The 20,164-nt window shown below is 62.1% G+C and carries 21 protein-coding genes and 1 tRNA gene; 10 read left to right on the top strand and 12 right to left on the bottom strand.

Annotation, left to right across the window (positions count from 1 at the left end):
• Positions 1–33: 33 nt before the first annotated feature.
• Positions 34–999, bottom strand: coding sequence for a phosphate/phosphite/phosphonate ABC transporter substrate-binding protein (locus GJR98_RS01390; protein ID WP_151134732.1), 966 nt, complete (start codon positions 997–999; stop codon positions 34–36).
• 186 nt (positions 1,000–1,185) lie between these two features.
• Between GJR98_RS01390 and hisH the strand changes: the two genes are divergently transcribed.
• From hisH to GJR98_RS01360, 6 genes are all read left to right on the top strand, one after another.
• On the top strand, positions 1,186–1,845 hold the full coding sequence (hisH, locus tag GJR98_RS01385; RefSeq protein ID WP_151134730.1) for an imidazole glycerol phosphate synthase subunit HisH: 660 nt from the start codon (positions 1,186–1,188) through the stop codon (positions 1,843–1,845).
• 83 nt (positions 1,846–1,928) lie between these two features.
• Positions 1,929–2,735: a prephenate dehydratase gene (gene pheA, locus GJR98_RS01380; RefSeq protein ID WP_151134728.1), complete on the top strand. Its 807-nt coding sequence runs from the start codon at positions 1,929–1,931 to the stop codon at positions 2,733–2,735.
• A 124-nt stretch (positions 2,736–2,859) separates the two neighbouring features.
• Positions 2,860–3,270 carry an archaeal heat shock protein Hsp14 gene (hsp14, locus tag GJR98_RS01375; protein ID WP_151134726.1) on the top strand — a complete coding sequence of 137 codons (411 nt, stop codon included), beginning with the start codon at positions 2,860–2,862 and terminating at the stop codon, positions 3,268–3,270.
• A gap of 114 nt (positions 3,271–3,384) precedes the next feature.
• Positions 3,385–3,831, top strand: coding sequence for an Hsp20/alpha crystallin family protein (locus GJR98_RS01370; RefSeq protein ID WP_151134724.1), 447 nt, complete (start codon positions 3,385–3,387; stop codon positions 3,829–3,831).
• 285 nt (positions 3,832–4,116) lie between these two features.
• Complete coding sequence (gene leuS / locus GJR98_RS01365) at positions 4,117–6,993, top strand: leucine--tRNA ligase (protein ID WP_151134722.1); 2,877 nt, start codon at positions 4,117–4,119, stop codon at positions 6,991–6,993.
• Positions 6,994–7,048: 55 nt separating this feature from the next.
• On the top strand, positions 7,049–7,267 hold the full coding sequence (locus GJR98_RS01360; protein ID WP_151134720.1) for a DUF7535 family protein: 219 nt from the start codon (positions 7,049–7,051) through the stop codon (positions 7,265–7,267).
• Between the two features lie 25 nt (positions 7,268–7,292).
• Here the strand turns inward: GJR98_RS01360 and GJR98_RS01355 are convergent, their stop codons facing one another.
• The 8 genes from GJR98_RS01355 to citZ form a co-directional block, all read right to left on the bottom strand.
• The gene (locus GJR98_RS01355; RefSeq protein ID WP_151134718.1) at positions 7,293–8,291 is read right to left on the bottom strand and encodes an ornithine cyclodeaminase family protein; all 999 of its coding nucleotides are present in this window, start codon (positions 8,289–8,291) and stop codon (positions 7,293–7,295) included.
• Between the two features lie 235 nt (positions 8,292–8,526).
• Positions 8,527–10,170, bottom strand: coding sequence for a thermosome subunit beta (gene thsB, locus GJR98_RS01350; protein ID WP_151139361.1), 1,644 nt, complete (start codon positions 10,168–10,170; stop codon positions 8,527–8,529).
• 423 nt (positions 10,171–10,593) lie between these two features.
• On the bottom strand, positions 10,594–10,764 hold the full coding sequence (locus tag GJR98_RS17390) for a hypothetical protein (RefSeq protein ID WP_191965403.1): 171 nt from the start codon (positions 10,762–10,764) through the stop codon (positions 10,594–10,596).
• 398 nt (positions 10,765–11,162) lie between these two features.
• Positions 11,163–11,243 (bottom strand) — tRNA-Ser (locus GJR98_RS01345).
• Positions 11,244–11,276: 33 nt separating this feature from the next.
• The gene (locus GJR98_RS01340; RefSeq protein WP_151134716.1) at positions 11,277–11,483 is read right to left on the bottom strand and encodes a hypothetical protein; all 207 of its coding nucleotides are present in this window, start codon (positions 11,481–11,483) and stop codon (positions 11,277–11,279) included.
• Entirely contained in the window at positions 11,480–11,866 is a 387-nt protein-coding gene (locus GJR98_RS01335) for a RidA family protein (RefSeq protein ID WP_151134714.1), read from the bottom strand. Before GJR98_RS01335 ends, GJR98_RS01340 begins: the two co-directional genes overlap by 4 nt.
• A 111-nt stretch (positions 11,867–11,977) precedes the next feature.
• Positions 11,978–13,189, bottom strand: coding sequence for a threonine ammonia-lyase (gene ilvA, locus GJR98_RS01330; protein WP_151134712.1), 1,212 nt, complete (start codon positions 13,187–13,189; stop codon positions 11,978–11,980).
• A 352-nt stretch (positions 13,190–13,541) separates the two neighbouring features.
• The gene (gene citZ, locus GJR98_RS01325; RefSeq protein ID WP_151134710.1) at positions 13,542–14,681 is read right to left on the bottom strand and encodes a citrate synthase; all 1,140 of its coding nucleotides are present in this window, start codon (positions 14,679–14,681) and stop codon (positions 13,542–13,544) included.
• A 316-nt stretch (positions 14,682–14,997) separates the two neighbouring features.
• Between citZ and GJR98_RS01320 the strand changes: the two genes are divergently transcribed.
• Complete coding sequence (locus GJR98_RS01320; protein ID WP_151134708.1) at positions 14,998–16,206, top strand: potassium channel family protein; 1,209 nt, start codon at positions 14,998–15,000, stop codon at positions 16,204–16,206.
• Here the strand turns inward: GJR98_RS01320 and GJR98_RS01315 are convergent, their stop codons facing one another.
• Positions 16,207–16,497, bottom strand: coding sequence for a DUF7536 family protein (locus GJR98_RS01315; RefSeq protein ID WP_151134706.1), 291 nt, complete (start codon positions 16,495–16,497; stop codon positions 16,207–16,209).
• A 181-nt stretch (positions 16,498–16,678) separates the two neighbouring features.
• Here GJR98_RS01315 and GJR98_RS01310 point away from each other — a divergent pair, with 181 nt between their 5' ends.
• Positions 16,679–17,635 (top strand): succinylglutamate desuccinylase/aspartoacylase family protein, encoded by a 957-nt coding sequence (locus GJR98_RS01310; protein WP_151134704.1) that lies wholly within the window; start codon positions 16,679–16,681, stop codon positions 17,633–17,635.
• A 6-nt stretch (positions 17,636–17,641) separates the two neighbouring features.
• Complete coding sequence (locus GJR98_RS01305; RefSeq protein ID WP_151134702.1) at positions 17,642–18,745, top strand: pyridoxal-phosphate dependent enzyme; 1,104 nt, start codon at positions 17,642–17,644, stop codon at positions 18,743–18,745.
• 15 nt (positions 18,746–18,760) lie between these two features.
• Here the strand turns inward: GJR98_RS01305 and GJR98_RS01300 are convergent, their stop codons facing one another.
• Entirely contained in the window at positions 18,761–19,036 is a 276-nt protein-coding gene (locus GJR98_RS01300; protein ID WP_151134700.1) for a YgaP family membrane protein, read from the bottom strand.
• A gap of 143 nt (positions 19,037–19,179) precedes the next feature.
• Here GJR98_RS01300 and GJR98_RS01295 point away from each other — a divergent pair, with 143 nt between their 5' ends.
• On the top strand, positions 19,180–19,386 hold the full coding sequence (locus GJR98_RS01295; RefSeq protein ID WP_151134698.1) for a hypothetical protein: 207 nt from the start codon (positions 19,180–19,182) through the stop codon (positions 19,384–19,386).
• Between the two features lie 34 nt (positions 19,387–19,420).
• On the opposite strand, the gene GJR98_RS01290 is transcribed toward GJR98_RS01295, so the two are convergent.
• The gene (locus GJR98_RS01290) at positions 19,421–20,155 is read right to left on the bottom strand and encodes a protein-L-isoaspartate O-methyltransferase family protein (protein ID WP_151134696.1); all 735 of its coding nucleotides are present in this window, start codon (positions 20,153–20,155) and stop codon (positions 19,421–19,423) included.
• Positions 20,156–20,164: the final 9 nt, after the last annotated feature.

Below are 20,164 nucleotides of genomic sequence, written 5' to 3'. Positions count from 1 at the left end.
AATAATACTGCAATTGAATTTCTGGTCTGTTGACTACTGTCCGAGCGTGATGCCCAGCGTGTCGATGACGTTCTGAATCGGTTCGTAGTCTTCGACCGTGCCAGGCTCGACGCCGGTGAACCAGAGCTGCTGGTCCTCGCCGAGATCCTCGTTGATGAGGTCGTCCTGCGTGACGCTCGTGAGGGCGTCTGTGAGGGTCGACTTCATCCCCGATTCGAGTTCCGAGCGGACGATTATGGGTGCGCGTGGAATCGGGTCAGATGCCGCGAGCAGGTCGAGTTGCGGTTCGGCAGTCCCCAGGTCGCCGTCGTTTTCGGCGGAGATGTCGAGGAACTGCTGTGGGAACTGGTCTTCGGGGACGTGTGGGGCGACGGAGAACGCGCCGGTACCCGCTGCGACGACTTCGTCGCGGTTGACGAGCGTCTCGCGTGCAGTGGAGTGGTCGGACCACTGGCCGGTGAAGTCGACCGGTTCGCCGTCGGGTGCGCTGCCCGTGTCCAGACCCGCTTCCTTGAGCATGTACAGCGGGAAGAGCGACCCACTCGTCGAGAGTCGGTCTGCGAACGCGACTGTCTCTCCTTCGAGGTCGGTGAGTTCTTCGATGCCGCTGTCGGGTGTCGTCGTCATGAGCGAGAAGTACTTCGCCGCACCGTATGCGACGCGGATGCCCATGACCTCGGTCACGCCTTCGTTTCCGCCCTGAATAGCAATCGTCGGCGACGAGTCCGCGAGGTCTGCCTGTCCGGACTTGAACGCCTGATAGACGGCGGCGTAGTCGGCGGCGACTTCGGATTCGACCGTGACGCTCGCCTCACTTTCGAGGTACTCGAAGAGCGGTTGGTACTGTTGTTTGATGTCGACGTCCGACTCTGATGGCGTCAGAAGGAACGTCACAGAGTCTTCTCCGCCACCGATGCTTCCGATACACCCACTGAGCCCCGCCATGCCGAGTGCCCCTGCGGCACCAGCCTTCTTGAGGAAATTTCGCCGTGAAGACATGTTGTTCGTGATGAAACTCAGTTAGTTTGAGGTTAAGTCTTCCTATTTTTTCTACGTATAAATATGTAAATACAACATTCTAGCGCTTGCTCTCTAAGAAAACAGAGAACTGTCGGTCGATTCTGCCGAATCCGCGACGGTCGCCGAGACGGAAACTCACTTGCCCACGCCCTCCGAAAGACGAGTATGAGCACGACACAGGCGTCTGAGGAGACCCTCGCCGACGTGGTGATGGTCGACTACGGCCTCGGCAACCTCCGAAGCGCCATGCGCGGCCTCGAACGTGCGGGCGCGAACGTCGTCATCTCGGACGACCCGGCCGACTTCGAAGACGCAGACGGTATCGTTCTCCCCGGCGTCGGTGCCTTCTCTGAAGGGATGGAAAACGCAGGTCCGTTCCGCGAACCGCTCGCGGCGGCCGCCGACGCTGGTACGCCGATATTCGGCATCTGTCTCGGGATGCAGATGCTCCTCACCTCTTCTGAGGAAGCAGACCACGCGGGCGAGGGCGAAGTCGAAGGCCTCGACTTCATCCCCGGCCGGAACGTCCGCTTCGCCGAAGGCCAGAAGGTACCGCACATGGGATGGAACGAACTGAACGTTCAGCGCGACCACCCCATCGTCGAGGGCGTGGATGGCGAGTACGCGTACTTCGTCCACTCCTACTACGCCGACCCGGACGACGAGAACGCCATCGTCGCCACGACAGATTACGGCGTCGAGTTCCCGGCCGTCGTCGCCAACGAGGAAGGGACGGTCTTCGGGACCCAGTTCCACCCCGAGAAGTCCGGTGAGACCGGACTGACTATCCTCCGCAACTTCGTCGAGTTCTGCGCCGACCGATAGGTCGAATCTGCCTTTTGTGAGGGCCGTCGGTCGAATCTGCCTCCCCCGACGGCCTTTTGTCGTCCGTGCGTGAAGGTGGCACCATGCAGGCAGTCACGCTCGGCCCGGCGGGCACCTACTCTCACCGCGCCGCCCGCGCCGTCGCCGACGACGTCGCCTTCCGCGAATCGGTCACCTCCATCGTCGATGCAGTCGCCGATGGCTCGTTCGAGCGAGGCGTCGTCCCCATCGAGAACAGTATCGAAGGCAGTGTCACCGAGAGTCTGGACGCTGTCGCAAACTCCGACGTGAGTGTCGTCCAAGAGATTGTGACGCCCATTCGCCACGCGCTCTTGGCGCAGGGCGATGACTTCGACGTCGTCGCGAGTCACTCGCAGGCACTCGCCCAGTGTCGCACCTACCTCGACGAGAACTACCCCAACGTGACGCTCGAAGCAGTCGCGAGTACCGCTCGTGGCGTCGAACGCGCACGTGCCGACCCGACGGTCGCGGGTATCGGCCACCCTGATAATGCTGGCGACGACCTGAAGATTATCGCAGAAGACATCCAGGACCGGTCGTCGAACGCGACGCGCTTCCTCGTCGTCGCCCCCGAGTCCGCACGGTCCGACGCCGGTGGGAAGACGTCGCTCGTGGTCTACCCGAACGCCAACTACCCCGGCTTGCTCCTCGAACTCCTCGAAGCGTTCGCCGAGCGAGATATCAACCTCTCGCGAATCGAGTCACGGCCGAGCGGCAACCGTCTCGGTGACTATCTCTTCCACATCGACGCCGACGCCGGGCTCTACGAAGAACGACTGCAGAAGGCAGTCGAGGAAGTCGAAGGTATCGCCCGGAACGGGTGGGTTCGCGTCCTCGGGTCGTACGATACGCGGCACGTCCTGTACTGACACGCGACCGATATCGCTCGCGGTGTTCGCTCCCGTGGCGTGGTCTCCCCAATCCGTTGGCTTGCCTCCAACATGTGAGGGTGGCCACATCTTTCTTTGCCGTCCCAGCCGTACACTGAGACGTATGCAACGAAATCCATTCGACGAGATAGAAGACCTGTTCGACCGGATGGGCCGCTCCTTCGAGGACTCCGGCCTCACCCGATTCCAAGACATCTCCATCGACGTCCTCGACGCCGACGAGACCATCGAAGTCGTCGCCGACCTACCCGGATTCGAAAAAGACGACCTCAACGTGAGCGTGCGCGGCCGACAGCTCTCTATCGCCGCCGAACGCGAGGCATCCACCGACGTGGACGAAGAAAACTACATCCGACACGAGCGAACCCAGCGGTCGGTTTCCCGGTCGCTCACCCTTCCGGCAGAAGTCAAGCGCGACGAGGTCACCGCCTCGTACCGAAACGGCGTTCTCACCGTCACACTGCCGAAGGCGGAACCGGATGCCGACGACTCGCGCAGCATCGACATCGAATAACGACGCTGTTTTTCTGAAAACGAGGGGTAGCGGTGCTGAGCGTGCTATTTGCTATACTATTTCCGGAAATGGTTATCTCCTCAGATGGCGTCACTATCTCTCGGTGAATTACCGATGATGCGCCGCACTAACCCATTCGAAGACATCGAAGAACTGTTCGAACGACTCTCTCGCCAATTCGACGAGATGGGCCACCAGTTCGACCGCTCGGGCATGATGCCCACCCCACGCATGCACGACATGGCCGTCGATATCTCGGACTACGACGACAAACTCGTGCTCTCTGCTGACCTCCCCGGCTACGAGAAAGAGGACATCTCTCTCTCGATCGCCAACCGCACGCTGACCATCGACGCGAAGCGCGAAGTGACCGAAGAACGTGGTGAGGGCGAATACCTCCGCCGCGAACGCCGCCAGCAGTCCGCTCGACGCACGCTCCGTCTCCCCGAGATGGTCGACGAAGAGAACGCTTCGGCCTCGTACCACAACGGCGTCCTCACCGTCGAGCTTCCAAAGATGGACGTGACGCCCGACGACTCCCACCGCATCGACATCGACTGAGACGAGGTGGGTCGTTCTGCTCGTTCAGGTTGGGACGCGCCGAACGGGGGTTCAATTTTCTGAGACTGTCGTCTCTGTTCTTTTCGACGCTGTCGTCGCTGTTCTGTCGTCACGCTTCTCTCGTCACACCGATGTTTGACGCTCGCTGGCCGACGCTCGACGTTTCACTGCGAAGTATTCATGCCCTTTCACACGTGCTAACTTGTGGCAATATGTGCCGCAATCAGACAGAGCGGGAAGTCGAGTATAGGAGTTATTTTAGGTCGGCGTACCACTACCACGGATATGGACTACGACCCGCAGGAACTCGAAGCGCGTTGGCGGGAGCGCTGGTCCGAGTCCGGCCGATACGAGGCCGACCCGGACGCAGATGCCGACGACGCGACGTTCGTCACAGTTCCGTATCCGTATCCGAGCGGAGGGATGCACATCGGGCACGCACGAACCTACACGGTTCCCGACGTGTACGCTCGATACCGGCGTCAGCAGGGCGACAACGTGTTGTTCCCCATCGCCTGGCACGTCACCGGCACGCCGATTATCGGCGCGGTCGAGCGACTGAAGAAGGGCGAAGAGAAGCAGCTGTCCGTCCTCAAAGACACCTACAACGTCTCGGAAGACACGCTTTCTGACCTGGAGACGCCGATGGGGTGGGCACGCTACTTCATCGAAGAGCACTACAAGAAGGGGATGCAGTCGCTCGGTCTCTCTGTCGACTGGCGTCGTGAGTTCACGACGAACGACGAGCGCTACTCGAAGTTCATCGAGTGGCAGTACCGGACACTGCGCGAGCGCGGCCGACTGGAGAAAGGCCTCCACCCCGTCAAGTTCTGTACGAACGAAGAACAGCCAGTTACGACCCACGACCTGCTCGAAGGCGAAGAGGCGGAGTTCCAGGAGTACACGCTCGTCCGCTTCGGTTGGGAGCGCGACGGCGAGTCCGTCGTCGTCCCGATGGCGACGCTGCGCCCCGAGACGGTCCACGGTGTGACGAACGCCTACATCGACCCCGAAGCGACCTACGTCTTCGCCGACGTGGAAGGCGAGACGTGGTTCCTCTCCGAGTACGGAGCGGCGAAACTGGAGTACCAGGCCCGCGACGTCGAGATTCTGGACACTGTCGAAGGCTCCGAACTCGTCGGCCAGTTCGTCGAGAACCCCGTCACTGGTGACGAGGTACTCGTCCTGCCCGCAGAGTTCGTCGACGCCGACAACGCGACGGGTGTCGTCATGTCCGTCCCGGCACACAGCCCCGACGACTACGTCGCCCTGCAAGAGGCGAAAGCCGACACGGACTACCTCGAATCGTTCGGCATCGACGCCGCCGACGTGGCCGACATCGAGCCGATTCCAATCCTCGACATCGACTCCGAGGACGACGAGTACGGCGAGATTCCCGCGAAGTCGGCAGTCGAGAACCGCGGCATCGAGTCGTCTGACGACCCCGCACTGGAGAAGGCGACGAAGGACCTCTACAACAAGGAGTTCCACGCTGGTCGCCTGAAAGAGTTCTACGGCGACTATGCCGGCGGCCTCGTCGAGGAAGTTCGCGACGAGTTCAAGGCCGACGGCGTCGACGCCGGCCAGTTCGACGTGATGCAGGAGTTCTCCGAGGAAGTCGTCTGCCGCTGTGGTGGCGACGTCGTCGTCGCCGAACAGGACACGTGGTTCCTGTCGTACGACGACGAAGACTGGAAGCAGATTGCACACGACGTGGCCGACGGCCTCGACGCTATCCCGTCGAACACTCGCGACGAGTACCACCACACCATCGACTGGCTGAACGGGTGGCCGTGTATCCGCAACTACGGTCTGGGCACTCGCCTGCCGTGGGACGACCAGTTCGTCATCGAGCCGCTTTCGGACTCGACGATCTACATGGCGTACTACACCATCGCCCACCGCCTGCAGGACATCCCGACCGAAGAACTCACGCAGGACTTCTTCGACACGCTGTTCTACGGCCCCGAAGCGGCCGACGAGGCCGACGAGCGCGCCCTCGAACTGCGTGAAGAGTGGGACTACTGGTACCCAGTGGACTACCGGTTCTCCGCGAACGACCTCATCACGAACCACCTGACGTTCTACCAGTTCCACCACGGAGAACTGTTCGACCAGCCACAGTGGCCACAGGGCATCGTCATCATGGGTATGGGCCTGCTCGAAGGCGAGAAGATGTCGTCCTCGAAGGGCCACGTCGTCCTCCCCGGCGAGGCCATCAGCACGTACGGTGCGGACACCGTGCGCTTCTTCCTGCTCAACTCCGCCGAACCGTGGCAGGATTACGACTGGCGCGACGACCTCGTCGGGTCGGTCCACAACCAGCTCGAACGCTTCTGGAACCGCGCACAGGAGATTATCGCCGACCCCGGTCCAGAAGACCGACCCGAACTGGAGACCATCGACCGATGGCTCCTGTCGAAGCTTCAGGACACGGTCCGTGACGTGACCGAGGCGATGGACGAATCCGAGACCCGGTCGGCCAGTCAGGCCGCCTTCTACAACTTCGAAGAGGACCTGCGCTGGTACCGCCGTCGGACCGACCTCGACCGCCCCGCCGCGAAGTGGACGCTTCGAACCGTCCTCGAGACACGTCTGCGCCTGCTCGCACCGTTCATCCCGTTCATGACGAACGAACTCCACGAGCAGTTGACCGGCACGCCGGCCGAGGACGCACCGTGGCCAGAACCGGACGCGGAGTTCGACGACGAGACCGTCGAACTCGAAGAACAGCAGGTCGAACGCCTGACCGAAGACATCCGTGACATCATCGACGTTACTGACTCGGACCCCGAGACGCTCCGTGTCTACGTCGCCGCTGACTGGAAGCGCGACGTGTTCGAGACGGTCGTCGACAACGGCGACAACGTCGGCGCAATCATGGGACAGGTCATGCAGGACCCCGACCTCCGCGAGAAAGGGAACGCCGTCAACGACCTCGTACAGGACCTCGTGAGTCAGACGCGTGGCCGAGACGAGTCGGCGCTTCGCGCCCAGATCGACCTCGACGAGGCGGCGACCTACGAGCGTGCTGCCGACTTCCTCGCGCGTGAGTTCGACGCCGACGTCGAGGTGTACGTCGAAGACGACGCGGACATCGTCGACCCGGCCGACCGCGCGTCGAAGGCGATTCCGTTCCGCCCCGCAGTCCACCTCGAATAACCGCGAGTCCCTGCTCGCCGGTCATCTTATCCTTTCGGCGAACGTACAGGAACCTATGAGCGAAGAGGAGTCACTCTCCCTGCCACAGAAGGCCTACCGAACCGTCACACCGCGGACAGGCATGCGGCCCGACATGGAGATGGACTCTATCGGGTGGGTCATGTTTCTCATCCTCGTGATGCTCTTCATTCCACTCCTGCCGTTCATCGCTATCGTGTACGTGGTGTCCAAGGTGTTCGAGTACGTCACGCCAGAACGCGGGACAGAAGAGTAAAGAGAATGCCAGGGGTTCGCCGTCGTTACTCGTCGGCGAGGCCGAGCAGGTCGAAGGCGTAGCCGTTGTCGTTTTCGATAGCGTGTTCGTAGGCGACGTGAGCGGCCGCGACGTCCTGAATCGCGAGTCCGGTCGAGTCGAAGACGGTGAGGCCGTCTGCCTCGGTTCGGCTGTCTTTGTCACCAACGACGATTTCGCCGATTGCGCCGTAGATGTCGTCGTCAGAGAGGACGCCCTCGTGGTACGGGACGTTGATTTCGCCGGAGTGGGTCGTCTGGGCGTGGTCGTCGATGACGAGTTTCGCGTCGAGGAGCACCTCGTCGGCGAGTTCGTGTTTGCCTTCGGCGTCGGCACCCATCGCGTTGATGTGGGTGTGCTCGCCGACGGCGTCGCGCGGGACGATGGGTGATTCGACGGGCGTCACCGTCGAGAGGACGTCACACTGGGCGGCCTCTTCGATAGAGCCTGCGCGGATGTCGAAGTCGTCCTCGAAGGCGTCGATGAAGTCGGCGACGCGCTCTTCGTCGAGGTCGGAGATGACGACTTCCTCGATGTCGCGGACCTCGCTGATGGCGCGAAGTTGCGTGTACGACTGGACACCGGCGCCGACGATACCCATCGACGAGGCGTCTTCGACGGCGAGGTAGTCGGTGGCGACGGCCGCGGCCGCACCCGTGCGGAGCATCGTCAGTTCCGTCCCGTCGAGGAGTGCGAGGGGGAACGCGGTCTCGGGGTCGGAGTAAATCATCGTTCCCATGACGGTGGGAAGGTCGAACTTGTCGCCGTTGTCGGGGTGGACGTTGACCCACTTGATGCCTGCTGCGTCCCAGTCGCCTGCGTCGAGGTATGCGGGCATCGACCGGAAGTCACCGTTGTACTGGGGAAGGTCGATGTACGACTTCGGTGGCATCTGGGCGTCGCCAGACTCGTAGGCGGCGAAGGCGTCCTCGATGGCCGAGATGAGTTCCGGCATCTGGACGTTCTCGTGGACGTCGTCTTTGTTCAGCAGCAGCGTCTTGCGCATGGGGCCACGTTCCCGTAGCACCTACTTAGTTTGTTCTATTTCTGGATGCAAATCCAAGTCTTACTCTGAAAGTGAGAGAATCATCCAAGTTGTTCGGAATGTGACTGATTGACTCGGTAGGGTGTGAGACGCGGTGCTGTCGCTACTCAGGTCGACTCAGTCTGTCGAAAAAGAATCGGTCTGTCGTGCGGTGCAGGCGTCGGATGGGGTGTATGGTGGCCTAACTGGGCGCGACTTACATCGCACCGCCCATGCCGCCCATACCGCCCATGCCACCCATGCCGCCGGGTGCGCCGCCTTCCTCGTCGTCGTTGCCGCCGGTGGAGAGGTCACCAGCAGCGATGATGTCGTCAATCTTGAGGACGAGGTTCGCAGCTTCGGAGGCGGAGGCGATTGCCTGCTCCTTCGCGTGGGCCGTCTCGACGACGCCAGCTTCGAACGCGTCTTCGACGTCGCCAGTGAAGACGTTCAGGCCAGCGCGGACCTGACCGTTCTCGTGGGCCGAGCGGAGGTCGACGAGCGTGTCGATGGAGTCGAGACCAGCGTTCTCTGCGAGGACGCGCGGAACGAGTTCGAGCGCGTCGGCGAACGCTTCGACGGCGAGTTGCTCGCGGCCGGAGACGGAGTCAGCGTAGTCGCGGAGGCGCGAGGCGAGTTCGACTTCGATGGCACCGCCGCCAGCGAGAACGCGGCCGTCGGCGACCGTCGAGGCGACGACGTCGAGGGCGTCCTGCACGCCGCGTTCGAGTTCGTCGACGACGTGGTCGGTCGAGCCACGGAGGAGGAGCGTGACACCGTGGACGTCTTCGCCGATGCCTTCGACGTAGAACAGTTCGTCGTCGTCGTCACGGCGGATGGAGGCCGTGCCGAGGTCGGCGGACTCGATGGAGTCGAGGTCCGAGACGATGGACGCGCCCGTGATGTTCTTGAGGAACTTGATGTCGGACTTCTTCGTGCGGCGGACCGCGAGGATGCCCTTCTTCGCGAGGAAGTGCTGGGCGAGGTCGTCGATGCCCTTCTGGCAGAAGACGACGTCTGCGCCGGAGTCGACGATCTGGTCGACCTTCTTCTTCAGCTGCGCCTCTTCCTGGTCGAGGAACTTCTGGAGCTGGTCGGGGCTCTCGATGGAGACGTTCGTGTCGATGTCCGTCTCTTCGACCTCGACAGGCTCGTTGAGGAGGAGGACGTCGGCCTCGTCGAACTGGACCGGCATGTCGTCGTGGACGGGGTCCTTGTCGATGACAGCGCCGGTGAGCAGTTCGGACTCGGACGCGGAGCGGCCGGTCTGCGTCTCGATGGCGATGTTCTCGAGGTCGACGACGTAGGAACCGTCGTCAGCTTCGACGGTGACCTGCTTGACGGCACCGACGATGAGCTCTGCGAGAAGCTCCTTGTTGAGTTCGGAGCTCTTGCCGGTCATCGAGGTCTCGGCGACCTTCTTCAGCAGTTCTTCGTCGTCGGGTTCGACGTGCTCTGCGATGTCGTCAATCTCCGCACGGGCCTTCTCCGAGGCGAGGTTGAAGCCACGAATGATGGCCGTCGGGTGGATGTCCTGTTCGAGGAGGTCCTCGGCGTTCTTCAGGAGTTCACCCGCAATCGCGACTGCGGTCGTCGTCCCGTCGCCGGCTTCGTCTTCCTGCGTTTCGGCGACTTCGACGATCATCTCGGCCGTCGGGTTGTCGATGTCCATCTCTTTGAGGATGGTGACACCGTCGTTCGTGATGGTGACGTCGCCCATCGAATCGACGAGCATCTTGTCCATCCCTTTCGGACCGAGTGTGGAGCGTACTGCTTCGGCGACCGCTCGTGCGGCGCGGATGTTGTACGCCTGCGCGTCGCGGTCTTTGACGCGCTGGGAGTCTTCACCGAGAATGATCATCGGCTGACCCTGTTGCATTCGCTGGCTCATAGTCATCGCCTGATTGTTTGTGATTCTATAAAAACCTGTCGCCGACGTGTCGGAGAGAAATTTGCATCAGCGACACAGCAATTGCACAGAATCGAGAGACTGCACCGACCTTCCCCGGGTTTCAACCGGCCATGGTCCACGACACCATATGGCACAATCGGTGTTGTTTCGACATAGTTTATATACTGTATTTCACCTGCCGTTTCAGTAGCACAGTCACTACCGGACGGCAACCGAATCGCCGCTGTCGTCTACCCAGTCGAGGGAGAATACGTCCGCCGGGTGGCGGTGCGCACCGATACACACGGGTAGTCCCACGGTGTGGCACGCTCACCGAGTTCGATACCGCCGAAAAAATTCGAGTCGCCGAGATATTCGATACAGACCGAGTCGTCAGGTTTCGTCTGGAAGCTCCTCCGCGATGAACTCCCCGGAGAGATCGTCGAGCTCGGGCTCGTCGTCTTCGCCGTCTAACACCGCTAACTCTCGTTCGTACAGCCGTTCGGTAAGCTGGGTCCGCTTGTTGAGGCCCTTCTTCTCACGGCCGCTTTTGGTGTCAGGCATTGTCAAACGTGGTATTGTTTCGCATGGTGATGAATGTTTTGGACGCTATGCTGATACAGGAGCCGTCGAACTCCGACTGACGACGCTCCCGAAACCGGCGACGTAGCCGTGTCGCCTGTGAGTGACAGTTGCACTGCGGTGAGAATATACGCCACTCGGGATTCCCGGGGAGCGAGAAAACACGAGCGGTGTTTTGCCGCCTCCGTGTGTACTAGCGCGGCCAACTGAGAAGCGAGACTTCAGGGGAAAAGCGGAGTCAGTCCGCCACGAGAGGGGTTTGAACCTCACTCGCTCACGTTCGTTCGCTCGCTTGTTCGAATCCCACTGGGGCGCTTCACGAAAACGGCTGTCTGCGATGCGCCCAGACGCATCGCTCGGAGGTGTAGTTTTCAGAGAAGCGCCAGGAGAGGGATTTGAACCCCCGATCCCAGAGGGAACACGCTTTCCAGGCGTGCGCCTTACCGCTCGGCCATCCTGGCTGGCTTACAACGCAACGTTTCTGCCTCGATAATTTAAGCCCTTCCTTTCCGTTCGAGCCGTGGCTCGGTGACGTATGTCACAGACGTGACGACGATGCCTGCGGTGAGTGCCACTGCTGCCACCGCCCAAAACGACGCCTCGATACCGAGGCCGAAGAGGGTCGCACCCTGCGCGAGAACGCCCACGAGGAGGAGGCTCACTGCACCCCACGCGAGGGCCGACCGAACCCGACGGTTCACTCCTCGTCGAGGACGGCGACCGCTTCGATTTCGACGCCGACGCCCTTCGGGAGGTTACCCACCTCGACGGCCGACCGTGCCGGTGGTTCGTCGTCGAAGTACGTCGCGTACGTCTCGTTCATCTCGTCGAAGTCGTCGATGTCGGCGAGGAAGACGGTCGTCTTCAGCACGTCGCCTGCGTCTGCGCCCGCCTCGTCGAGGATGGCTATCACGTTGTCGAGAGACTGCTTGGTCTGGGTGGCGATGTCCTCGTCGTCGAGGAGTTCACCGTCCGGCGTCAGGGGAATCTGGCCGGCAGTGTAGAGGAGGGACCCGTTCGTCGTTGCTTGACTGTACGCACCGACTGCAGCCGGCGCTTCGTCTGTCGAGATGACGCGCTTCATACCCGGCAAGTTTCGCCACGACGTGATAAAATAGGCGGGAACAGTCGGGGCAGTCGCGTCGGGGCGACGTTCTGCTTTCCGTTCAGGTTGTCCGACGACGCGCCCGTGACCTCAGTCGAGGACTTCGACTTCGTAGCCTTCGCCGCGGAGTGCAGCGAGGAGCGTATCGACGTGCTCGGGGCCACGCATCTCGAGGTCGATTTCGACTTCCGTCGCGTTCAGTGCAATCTTCCGGGAGGTCCGGTCGTGCCGGACGGCGTAGATGTTCGCCTTCTTCTCGGCGATGATTTGAATGAGTTGTTCGAGCGACCCCGGGCGGTCTTTGAGTTCGGTGCGAATCTTCAGGTACCGCCCCGTCTCGACGAGACCACGCATCACGACGGTTGTGAGCGTGTTCATGTCTATGTTGCCACCGCACAGCGCCGGGACGATAACCTCGTCTGCTTCGTAGTCGAATTTCTCGAAGATGAGTGCCGCCAGTGCCACCGCACCGGCGCCTTCGACCAACGTCTTCGAGCGTTCGAGTAAGTACATGAGCGCGACGGCGATTTCCTCGTCAGAGACGGTGACGACCTCGTCGACACGCTCTTGGATGACCTCGAACGTCTTGTCACCCATCCGGCGAACTGCGATACCGTCGGCGATGGTGTCTACTTCGTCGATCTCCTGTACGGAGCCTTTGGTGAGCGAGTCGGCAGCGCTGGACGCCTGTTCTGCCTGCACACCGACGACGCGAACGTCGGGGTGCTGTTCTTTGATGGCGGTGGCGATGCCGGAGATGAGGCCGCCCCCACCGATTGGAACGACGACGGTATCGAGGTCAGGACAGTCTTCGACGATTTCGAGACCAATCGTTCCCTGTCCAGCCATCACGTACTCGTCGTCGAAGGCGTGGACGTAGGTGCGTCCTTCTGCTGCTTCGAGTTCGTGGGCTTTCGTTTGGGCTTCGTCGTAGTCGGCGCCGTGGAGGACGACGTCACCGCCGTAGCGCTCTGTCGCTTTTACCTTCGTGATGGGGGCGTACTCCGGCATCACGATTTTCGAGTCCACGCCCGCCCGTGTCGCCGCGAGTGCGACACCCTGTGCGTGGTTGCCGGCACTCGCCGTCACCACGCCTGCGCGTTGTTCCTCCTCCGAGAGCGTCGTGATGCGGTTCATCGCCCCACGAATCTTGAACGAGCCGGTCCGCTGGAAGTTCTCCAACTTCAGGTGGACCTCTGCGCCAGTCATATCAGAGAACGTGTGCGAGTATTCGAGCGGTGTCCGTCGAGCGACCGCTTCGACGCGCTCGCGGGCGTCTTGAACGTCGGAAAGAGAGAGCATGGTCACGAATCACTGCCATTCGTGTTTAATCGTTCGGGATAGATTCCAATCACCCCCGTGTTGTCAACTCACACGGCGACTGCGAGGAGCCGTCGCTCTTCGATGTGAATGTGGGGGAAAGGGGGAATGCACGCGTGTGACGTGCAACTGTTTTTCTGACCCCTAGGTATATAAACGTCTCCCACCCGCAGTGAAAGTGAAATCGCAAGACAGCGGCGACCTAATCGCGGCGTATGACGCTCGTCATTCAGGTGTCGTGCCAGTGTCGATAAACTAACGTAAACTCTCTGGGACGTTGACCAGCCGGTGTTGGTGTCAGCGCGTATGAAAAAGAACGGGTGGTTCGCCGTCGTTACCGGTCGTCGAGACCCGGGAACTCCAGACCCTTGTCACCGACGTAGCGGGCACGGGGGCGGATGAGGCGGTTGTCGTCGTACTGTTCGAGGATGTGTGCAATCCACCCGCCGACGCGCGAGACGGCGAAGATGGGAGTGTAGAGGTCGATCGGGATTCCCATCTGGTAGTACGTCGACGCAGAGTAGAAGTCGACGTTGGGTGCGAGGCCTTTCTCCTCACCGATGTACTCCTCGATGGCGACCGACATCTCGTACCACTTCATGTCGCCGGCGGCCTCACCGAGCGCTTCGGACTTCTCGCCGAGAATGTTCGCGCGTGGGTCTTTGACGTTGTAGACGCGGTGGCCGAACCCGGCGACACGCTCGCCGCGCTCGAGGGCGTCTTTGACCCACTGGGTGGGGTCCATGTCGCTGTCGTCGACATCTTTCAGCATCCGCATGACGTTCGCGTTGGCGCCACCGTGGAGCGACCCCGAGAGCGTGCCCACTGCCGAGGTCACTGCACTGTACATGTCCGAGAGCGTGGACGCCGTCACCATCGCAGAGAACGTCGAGGCGTTCAGACCGTGGTCCGCGTGCAGGACGAGCGCCATGTCGAACGTCTCGGCGAGAACGTCGTTCGGCTCTTCGCCGTTGAGCATGTAGAGGAAGTTTGCAGCGTGGTCGAGGTCCTCGTTGGGTGCGACGTAGTCGTCGCCACGTCGGAATCGCGCGTAGGCCGCGAGTACCGACGGCATCTTCGCCGTGATGCGCTTTGCCTTTTCGAGGTTGACCTCGCGGTTGGTCACGTCTTCGAAGTCCGCGTTCTCGTCGAACGCCGACATCGCCGAGACGAGCGTTCGGAGTGCCGCCATCGGCGACTCGTCCTGCTCGGCGAGTTCGCGTGCCACGTCGAGAATCCCGTCGCCGAGGTCACGGTGCGCCGCCAGTTCTGCCGAGAAGTCGTCGAGTTCCTCGCGATTCGGAAGTTTCCCGTGCCACAGGAGATAGAGTACTTCCTCGTAACTCGCGTCGCGTGCGAGGTCGTCGATATCGTACCCGCGATAGATGAGTTGTCCAGCGTCGCCGTCGATAAAGCTGAGCTCCGACTCGGTGACCAGCACACCTTCCAGCCCCCGCTTCAGTTCGCCTGACATACCCAGAAGGTTGCTTACCATATCAAAAAAGCGTTATCGTTTCCCTGCATATGTTATCGACCGACATACACATAGGATACGAACGCTGTCATGCGATTCTTCTCTGATGGAGCGTCGACACAATACATCGACAACTGTCGACATACGGTGTCCATTATATACGCCACTGTCGTCGCGCCCGCAGTCGTGGCTCTGTGTGGCGTGCAGTTCGGTCGCCCACCTATGTCATATGCAATGGCGTCGTAGGTCTAGTCGAGAAACGGTGGCACCGATATTCCTGGCAAGTCTTTTCCCGTCACGTCGTGAAGGCGGGCGCATGAATCCGGAGGACGTCGAGTACGAACCGGTGAGCGTGAAAGCCGTACTCGCAGAGATGAAAGATACGGCAGAGCTACTCATCGACCTCTCGTACTCGTCTGTCCTCCACGCGAACGAGGAACTCGCGGCCGAGGTGCTTGACCTCGAAGAGCGGATGGACATCCTGCAACTGCAGGCGCGCATGAGTCTGATGATGGCTGCCCGGAGTCCCGAGGACGCAGAAGAACTCGCACCGGTCCTCGGAGTCGTCGGTGCCGCAGAGAAGATTTCCGACGCCGCAGGCGACATCGCCAAGGTCGTCATCGAAGATATCGGCCTCCCCGACGCCATCCGCGCGGCGCTCCCCGAGGCCGTCGAGACGACGATTCGGTGTGAACTCACGCCCACGTCACCCTACGCCGGTCAGTCACTCGGGTCAATCAACATGGAGACGGAGACGGGTGTCAGGGTCGTCGCCATCCACCGCGCGGGTGAGTGGGTGACGAACCCCGACCACGAGACGACGCTCCGTGCAGGCGACGTGCTCCTCCTCCGCGGCCGCGACGACGGCCTCCGAACCGTCCACGAAGCAGCGACTGGCATCCGGTACGACCCACCGGAGGTCGAAGAGTCGACCATCGAAGACCTCGAACGCGCCGTCGACTCCATCGTCCTGATGAAGGATATGAGCGAACTCGCGGTCGACCTCGCGTACGGGGCGGTGCTGTTCGACAGCGAAGGTGTCGCCGAAGAGGTCGAAGAACTCGAAGCCGAGGTGGACGCCCTGAAGTCACGGTTCGAGGCGTGGACGCTTCGTGCGGCGAGTCGTGTCGAAGACCCGGTCTCCCTCCGCGGTCTCGTCCAACTCGCCAGTGCGACCGAGACGATAAGCGACGCCGCCCTCGAAATCGCAGAGGGCGTCCTCCGGGGTATCGACGCTCACCCCGTCGTCGCTGCAGCCGTCAAAGAGTCCGACGAGGTCATCATTCGTCTGCGCGTCGCGCCCGGAAGTCTGCTCGCAGACTCCACGCTCGGTGACCGGCGTGTCAAGACCGAGACCGGGATGCGCGTCATCGCGGTTCGCCGCGCCGGAAACAAGGAATGGGTCGTCTCGCCCGGGTCGAACACCCGACTGCACGGCCGCGACCTCATCATCGCGAAGGGGACGCGCGCGGGCGCTGAGCGACTCGGTGAACTCGTCGGCGACGAACGCGAGTTCGACGAGTAATCAGAGCGTTTGGCTCAGCCGATACGCCGACACGAGCGTGAGCACCGTCGCCACGAGGAGTGCCGTCGAAGACGCGAGGACGAACGCGAGGATGAGGAACCATCCTTCTGCGCCGAGGACCGGGTACTCACGCGTGCCCGCGAACGGACCGAACAGTTCGAGGACCCGGAACAGGTAGGCCACGACGGCGAGTCCAAGGCCGACGACGGCACCGATTGCGGCGTTTCGTGGCACGTCGAGTGCCTGTACGAGACCGCCTGCCGGCGGGCGGTCGGGAACGTCGTCTGTCACAATCCGACGTTACGACCCGGAGACCAAAGCGGCACCGCTTTTCGTGGCAGTTCGATGTCGTTCTGGGTGCTGTGGTGGGTGGACATCGGTTCGCGTTCGGTACCCACTCGATACCCACCGCGGTGGCGGTGGTTCTCGCCGGACCGAACCCCTAAAGGGAAGTGGGTCCGAGTTTCGCGATATGATTACCTTGGGAACGGCAAGCGCGGCCCCCGGGGAGATGGACGTGGGCCGCCTGGAGGTGGGTGAGTCCCGCGACGGCGGGTCCGTCGGTCTGCCTGTCGCCGTCATCAACGGCGCGTCTCCCGGCAAGACGCTCTACATACAGGCCGCCTCAGACGGTGACGAACTCAACGGCGTCGGCGTTATCCAACGAGTGGTCCCGCAGATCGACCCGGCCGAACTCTCCGGCACGATTCTCGTCGTCGGCATCGTCAACTACTACGCGTACCAGGTCGCACAGCACCGCAACCCCATCGACGATACGAAGATGAACCGCGCGTACCCCGGCGACGAACGAGGAACGTCGTCGGAGCGCATCGCGGCCGCGACGTTCGAGGCCGCCCGTCGCGCCGACCTCATCTTGGACCTCCATCAGGGGTCGACCAGTCGGATGATAAACGAGGTTCGCGTCCGCTGTGGTCGCCACCACCGGATGCACGCCAAGTGCCTGCGTCTCGCCAAGACGTTCGGATGCGGGTACGTCCTCGACCAGAAGGGTCCCGACGGCCAACTCGCTCGCGCTGGCCCGGACGCGGGAATCCCGACTATCGACCCGGAACTCGGTGGGTGCGTCGGCTGGGACGAAGAGAGCATCCAGAAGGGTGTCCAAGGCGTCCACAACGTCCTCAGAGGCTACGGCTTCGTCGACGGCGAGGCCGAACTCGAAGCACAGACTCGCGCTCGTGGATTCGACCAGTACGGGTCGCCAGTCGGCGGCCTCGTTCGCTTCAAGTGTGACCTCGGCGACGAAGTGTCGTCCGGTGACGTTCTCTTCGAAGTCACCGACGTCTTCGGCACGCTCAAAGCCCGCGTCACCGCCGACCACGCCGGCATCTTCTGGCGCTCCCGACGACTTCCACAGGTCGCCAGCGGCGAATACGTCTGTTCGGTCGGCATCGACATCGATACGTACTAACTGACGATGACACCGAACACTCTCCCGTCTCACCTCCGTCTCGCGTGCGACGAGTGCGGGTCGACGTTCGACGTCTGGCGCTGGCGGTGTACTTGCGGCGAACCGCTCGACTTCGCGGCCGACTTCGTTCCCTCGGCCACGACTCCCGAAGACGCCGCACTCGACTACCGACGCGGCCTCTGGGCGTTCGAGGACTTCCTCCCGACCGACCCGCTCGCCACGCTCGGTGAGGGAATGACCCCACTCGTGGATGCAGACGAGTGGGACGCGTCGTTCAAACTGGAGTACGTCTTTCCGACCGGCTCGTTCAAAGACCGCGGGGCGACGACCACACTCTCGGTGGCACGTGAACTCGGCGTCGAACGTGTCGTCGAAGACTCCTCTGGAAACGCCGGTGCCGCAATCGCCACCTACGCCGCTCGCGCCGGTATCGACGCCGAAATATACGTTCCCGCGTCGGTCAAGCCCTCGAAACTTCGTGCCATCGAACGCGCCGGAGCGAAACCCGTTCGCATCGAAGGGGACAGACAGGCCGTGACCGACGCCTGTGTCGAGGCCGTCGAAGCCGACGACGCGTGGTACGCGAGTCACGCGTGGAACCCGGCGTTCTTCGCTGGGACAGCAACGTTCGCCTACGAAGTCGCCGCGCAACGAGACTGGGACGTGCCCGACGCCGTCGTCACACCACTCGGGCACGGCACGCTCTTCCTCGGTGCGTACCGCGGATTCACCGCCCTCTACGAAGCAGGGTGGATAGACAGCATCCCGCGTCTGTACGGCGCACAGGCCGCTGGCTACGCCCCGATTGCCGAGGCCCGCCACTACACCGCCGCAGACGAGACGAACGACGTCGCCGACGGCATCCAGATTCTCTCCCCCGTCCGCGAGTCGGAGATTCACGAGGCACTCGACGAGACGGGTGGCGACGCCATCGCGCTCTCTGCCGACGCGGTGGAAGACGAACTCGACAGACTCCACCGCCACGGGTTCTACACCGAACCGACCTGCGCAGTCGCACCCGCCGCACTTCGTGAACTGCGCATCTCCGGCGTCGTCGACGAAGACGACGACGTGGTCGTTCCGCTGACTGGCAGTGGACTCAAGACCTGAAGTCTGAAAAAGTAGTTACTGCGCTCGGGCGTTGCCCATCGTCTCTGGGTCGGTCTTCGTGGTGCCCTTGTAGGTGTTGAAGCCGAGTGCCCTGTTGAGCGGGCATTTCTGCGTCACTGCAGTGGTCGTCAGGATTGCTCCGAGCAGGAGTGCAACTCCCGCGACGACGAGTCCGAGCGTGCCTGTTGCAATCGTCAGGACACCAGCGAGCGCTGCTGCGCCGAGGACGATGAGTACTGGTCCGACGATGAATCGAGCGATGCGGTCGTATCCGCCGACGTTCTTCTCCATGAGTGGTACACCGTGTGAAAATAGGTGTCACACCGGGATAGGCCGTGCAGGCGCTTCTCGCCGTGAAGGAACCGTGACTATCCGCCGACAGAACATGTGTCTTCGACAACACAATTATCACGGACGGACCTGACAAATAGCGTATGTCCCGCGTTTCCTACGTCCTCCCCGGCGAAGACGAGCCAATCGGTCGATTTCTCACACTCACGCTGGTCATCTACCTCGTCGCGACTGGCTTCTCTTCAGCAGGACTTCTGCTCGGGTCGGCATTCGCTGCACTCGCAGTTTGGACGCTCGTGACGGTGCTTCAGGCGCTCCGGGTCGGCTATCTCGAAGGTAAAATCCAGTAGGGGTAGACCTGCGTCCCAGCAACGCCGTTTCGAGTCAGTGGTGCGCTTCCCAGTCGATCCAGTCTTGTTCCCATCCGTGGCCGGCGTGCCATCCACGGCCTTCGTACTCCGGGTCCTCGCGTTTCGTCCGGTTGCGGACGATGCTCCCCGTCTGTTCGCCGTCGACGAGCAACGGTTTAAACGAGAGTGGGCCGAACTTCTCGGCCACGTCGCCGTCTTCGATGGCGACGAGCGTCTGCTCGCCCACGCCCATCGGCATGACGAGTCGGCCACCGTCTGCGAGTTGTGCGAGGAGGCGACGCGGTGGCTTGACCGCCGAAGCTTCGACGAGGATGCGGTCGAACGGTGCGTACTCGGGGAGACCGTCGGCGCCGTCGCGGCAGTCCACGAGTACGCCTTCATACCCTGCTCGCTGGAGGTTCTCGCGGGCCTCGTAGACGAGCGTCCGGGTGATGTCCACGGCGTGGACGTTCGAGTCGCCGACGATTTCGGCGATGACGGCGGCCGTGTAGCCCACGCCAGCGCCAACGACGAGCACGTCGTGGTCCGGTTCGACGGCGAGTGCCGACAGGAGCCGGCCAACTGCCGTTGGTGCGAGAATCGTCGTGTTCGTCTTCCGGTGCTCAGTCGGGCGATTTTGGTACGGTCCGTCGGTGACGAACTCGTGTCGCGGGACGCTGCGCATCGCGACGCTGACGGCGTCGGGGAACCGGTCGAGGGATTCCTCTAATCCATCGACCATGTCGTGGCGCAGCACCGAGTTGTCCATAGGGGAACT

Origin of the sequence: Haloferax marinisediminis (genome assembly GCF_009674585.1) — an archaeon.
Lineage (GTDB): Archaea > Halobacteriota > Halobacteria > Halobacteriales > Haloferacaceae > Haloferax > Haloferax marinisediminis.
The sequence above is the reverse complement of the archived record's forward strand: the minus strand, read 5'-3'. Positions and strand labels throughout refer to the sequence as shown.

What these genes read in the sequence shown, in the direction of transcription:
- GJR98_RS01390 (WP_151134732.1), bottom strand. Translation starts at nt 999, where the DNA reads ATGTCTTCACGGCGAAATTTCCTCAAGAAGGCTGGTGCCGCAGGGGCA.
- hisH (WP_151134730.1), top strand. Translation starts at nt 1,186, where the DNA reads ATGAGCACGACACAGGCGTCTGAGGAGACCCTCGCCGACGTGGTGATG.
- pheA (WP_151134728.1), top strand. Translation starts at nt 1,929, where the DNA reads ATGCAGGCAGTCACGCTCGGCCCGGCGGGCACCTACTCTCACCGCGCC.
- hsp14 (WP_151134726.1), top strand. Translation starts at nt 2,860, where the DNA reads ATGCAACGAAATCCATTCGACGAGATAGAAGACCTGTTCGACCGGATG.
- GJR98_RS01370 (WP_151134724.1), top strand. Translation starts at nt 3,385, where the DNA reads ATGATGCGCCGCACTAACCCATTCGAAGACATCGAAGAACTGTTCGAA.
- leuS (WP_151134722.1), top strand. Translation starts at nt 4,117, where the DNA reads ATGGACTACGACCCGCAGGAACTCGAAGCGCGTTGGCGGGAGCGCTGG.
- GJR98_RS01360 (WP_151134720.1), top strand. Translation starts at nt 7,049, where the DNA reads ATGAGCGAAGAGGAGTCACTCTCCCTGCCACAGAAGGCCTACCGAACC.
- GJR98_RS01355 (WP_151134718.1), bottom strand. Translation starts at nt 8,291, where the DNA reads ATGCGCAAGACGCTGCTGCTGAACAAAGACGACGTCCACGAGAACGTC.
- thsB (WP_151139361.1), bottom strand. Translation starts at nt 10,170, where the DNA reads ATGATCATTCTCGGTGAAGACTCCCAGCGCGTCAAAGACCGCGACGCG.
- GJR98_RS17390 (WP_191965403.1), bottom strand. Translation starts at nt 10,764, where the DNA reads ATGCCTGACACCAAAAGCGGCCGTGAGAAGAAGGGCCTCAACAAGCGG.
- GJR98_RS01335 (WP_151134714.1), bottom strand. Translation starts at nt 11,866, where the DNA reads ATGAAGCGCGTCATCTCGACAGACGAAGCGCCGGCTGCAGTCGGTGCG.
- ilvA (WP_151134712.1), bottom strand. Translation starts at nt 13,189, where the DNA reads ATGCTCTCTCTTTCCGACGTTCAAGACGCCCGCGAGCGCGTCGAAGCG.
- citZ (WP_151134710.1), bottom strand. Translation starts at nt 14,681, where the DNA reads ATGTCAGGCGAACTGAAGCGGGGGCTGGAAGGTGTGCTGGTCACCGAG.
- GJR98_RS01320 (WP_151134708.1), top strand. Translation starts at nt 14,998, where the DNA reads ATGAATCCGGAGGACGTCGAGTACGAACCGGTGAGCGTGAAAGCCGTA.
- GJR98_RS01310 (WP_151134704.1), top strand. Translation starts at nt 16,679, where the DNA reads ATGATTACCTTGGGAACGGCAAGCGCGGCCCCCGGGGAGATGGACGTG.
- GJR98_RS01305 (WP_151134702.1), top strand. Translation starts at nt 17,642, where the DNA reads ATGACACCGAACACTCTCCCGTCTCACCTCCGTCTCGCGTGCGACGAG.
- GJR98_RS01300 (WP_151134700.1), bottom strand. Translation starts at nt 19,036, where the DNA reads ATGGAGAAGAACGTCGGCGGATACGACCGCATCGCTCGATTCATCGTC.
- GJR98_RS01295 (WP_151134698.1), top strand. Translation starts at nt 19,180, where the DNA reads ATGTCCCGCGTTTCCTACGTCCTCCCCGGCGAAGACGAGCCAATCGGT.
- GJR98_RS01290 (WP_151134696.1), bottom strand. Translation starts at nt 20,155, where the DNA reads ATGGACAACTCGGTGCTGCGCCACGACATGGTCGATGGATTAGAGGAA.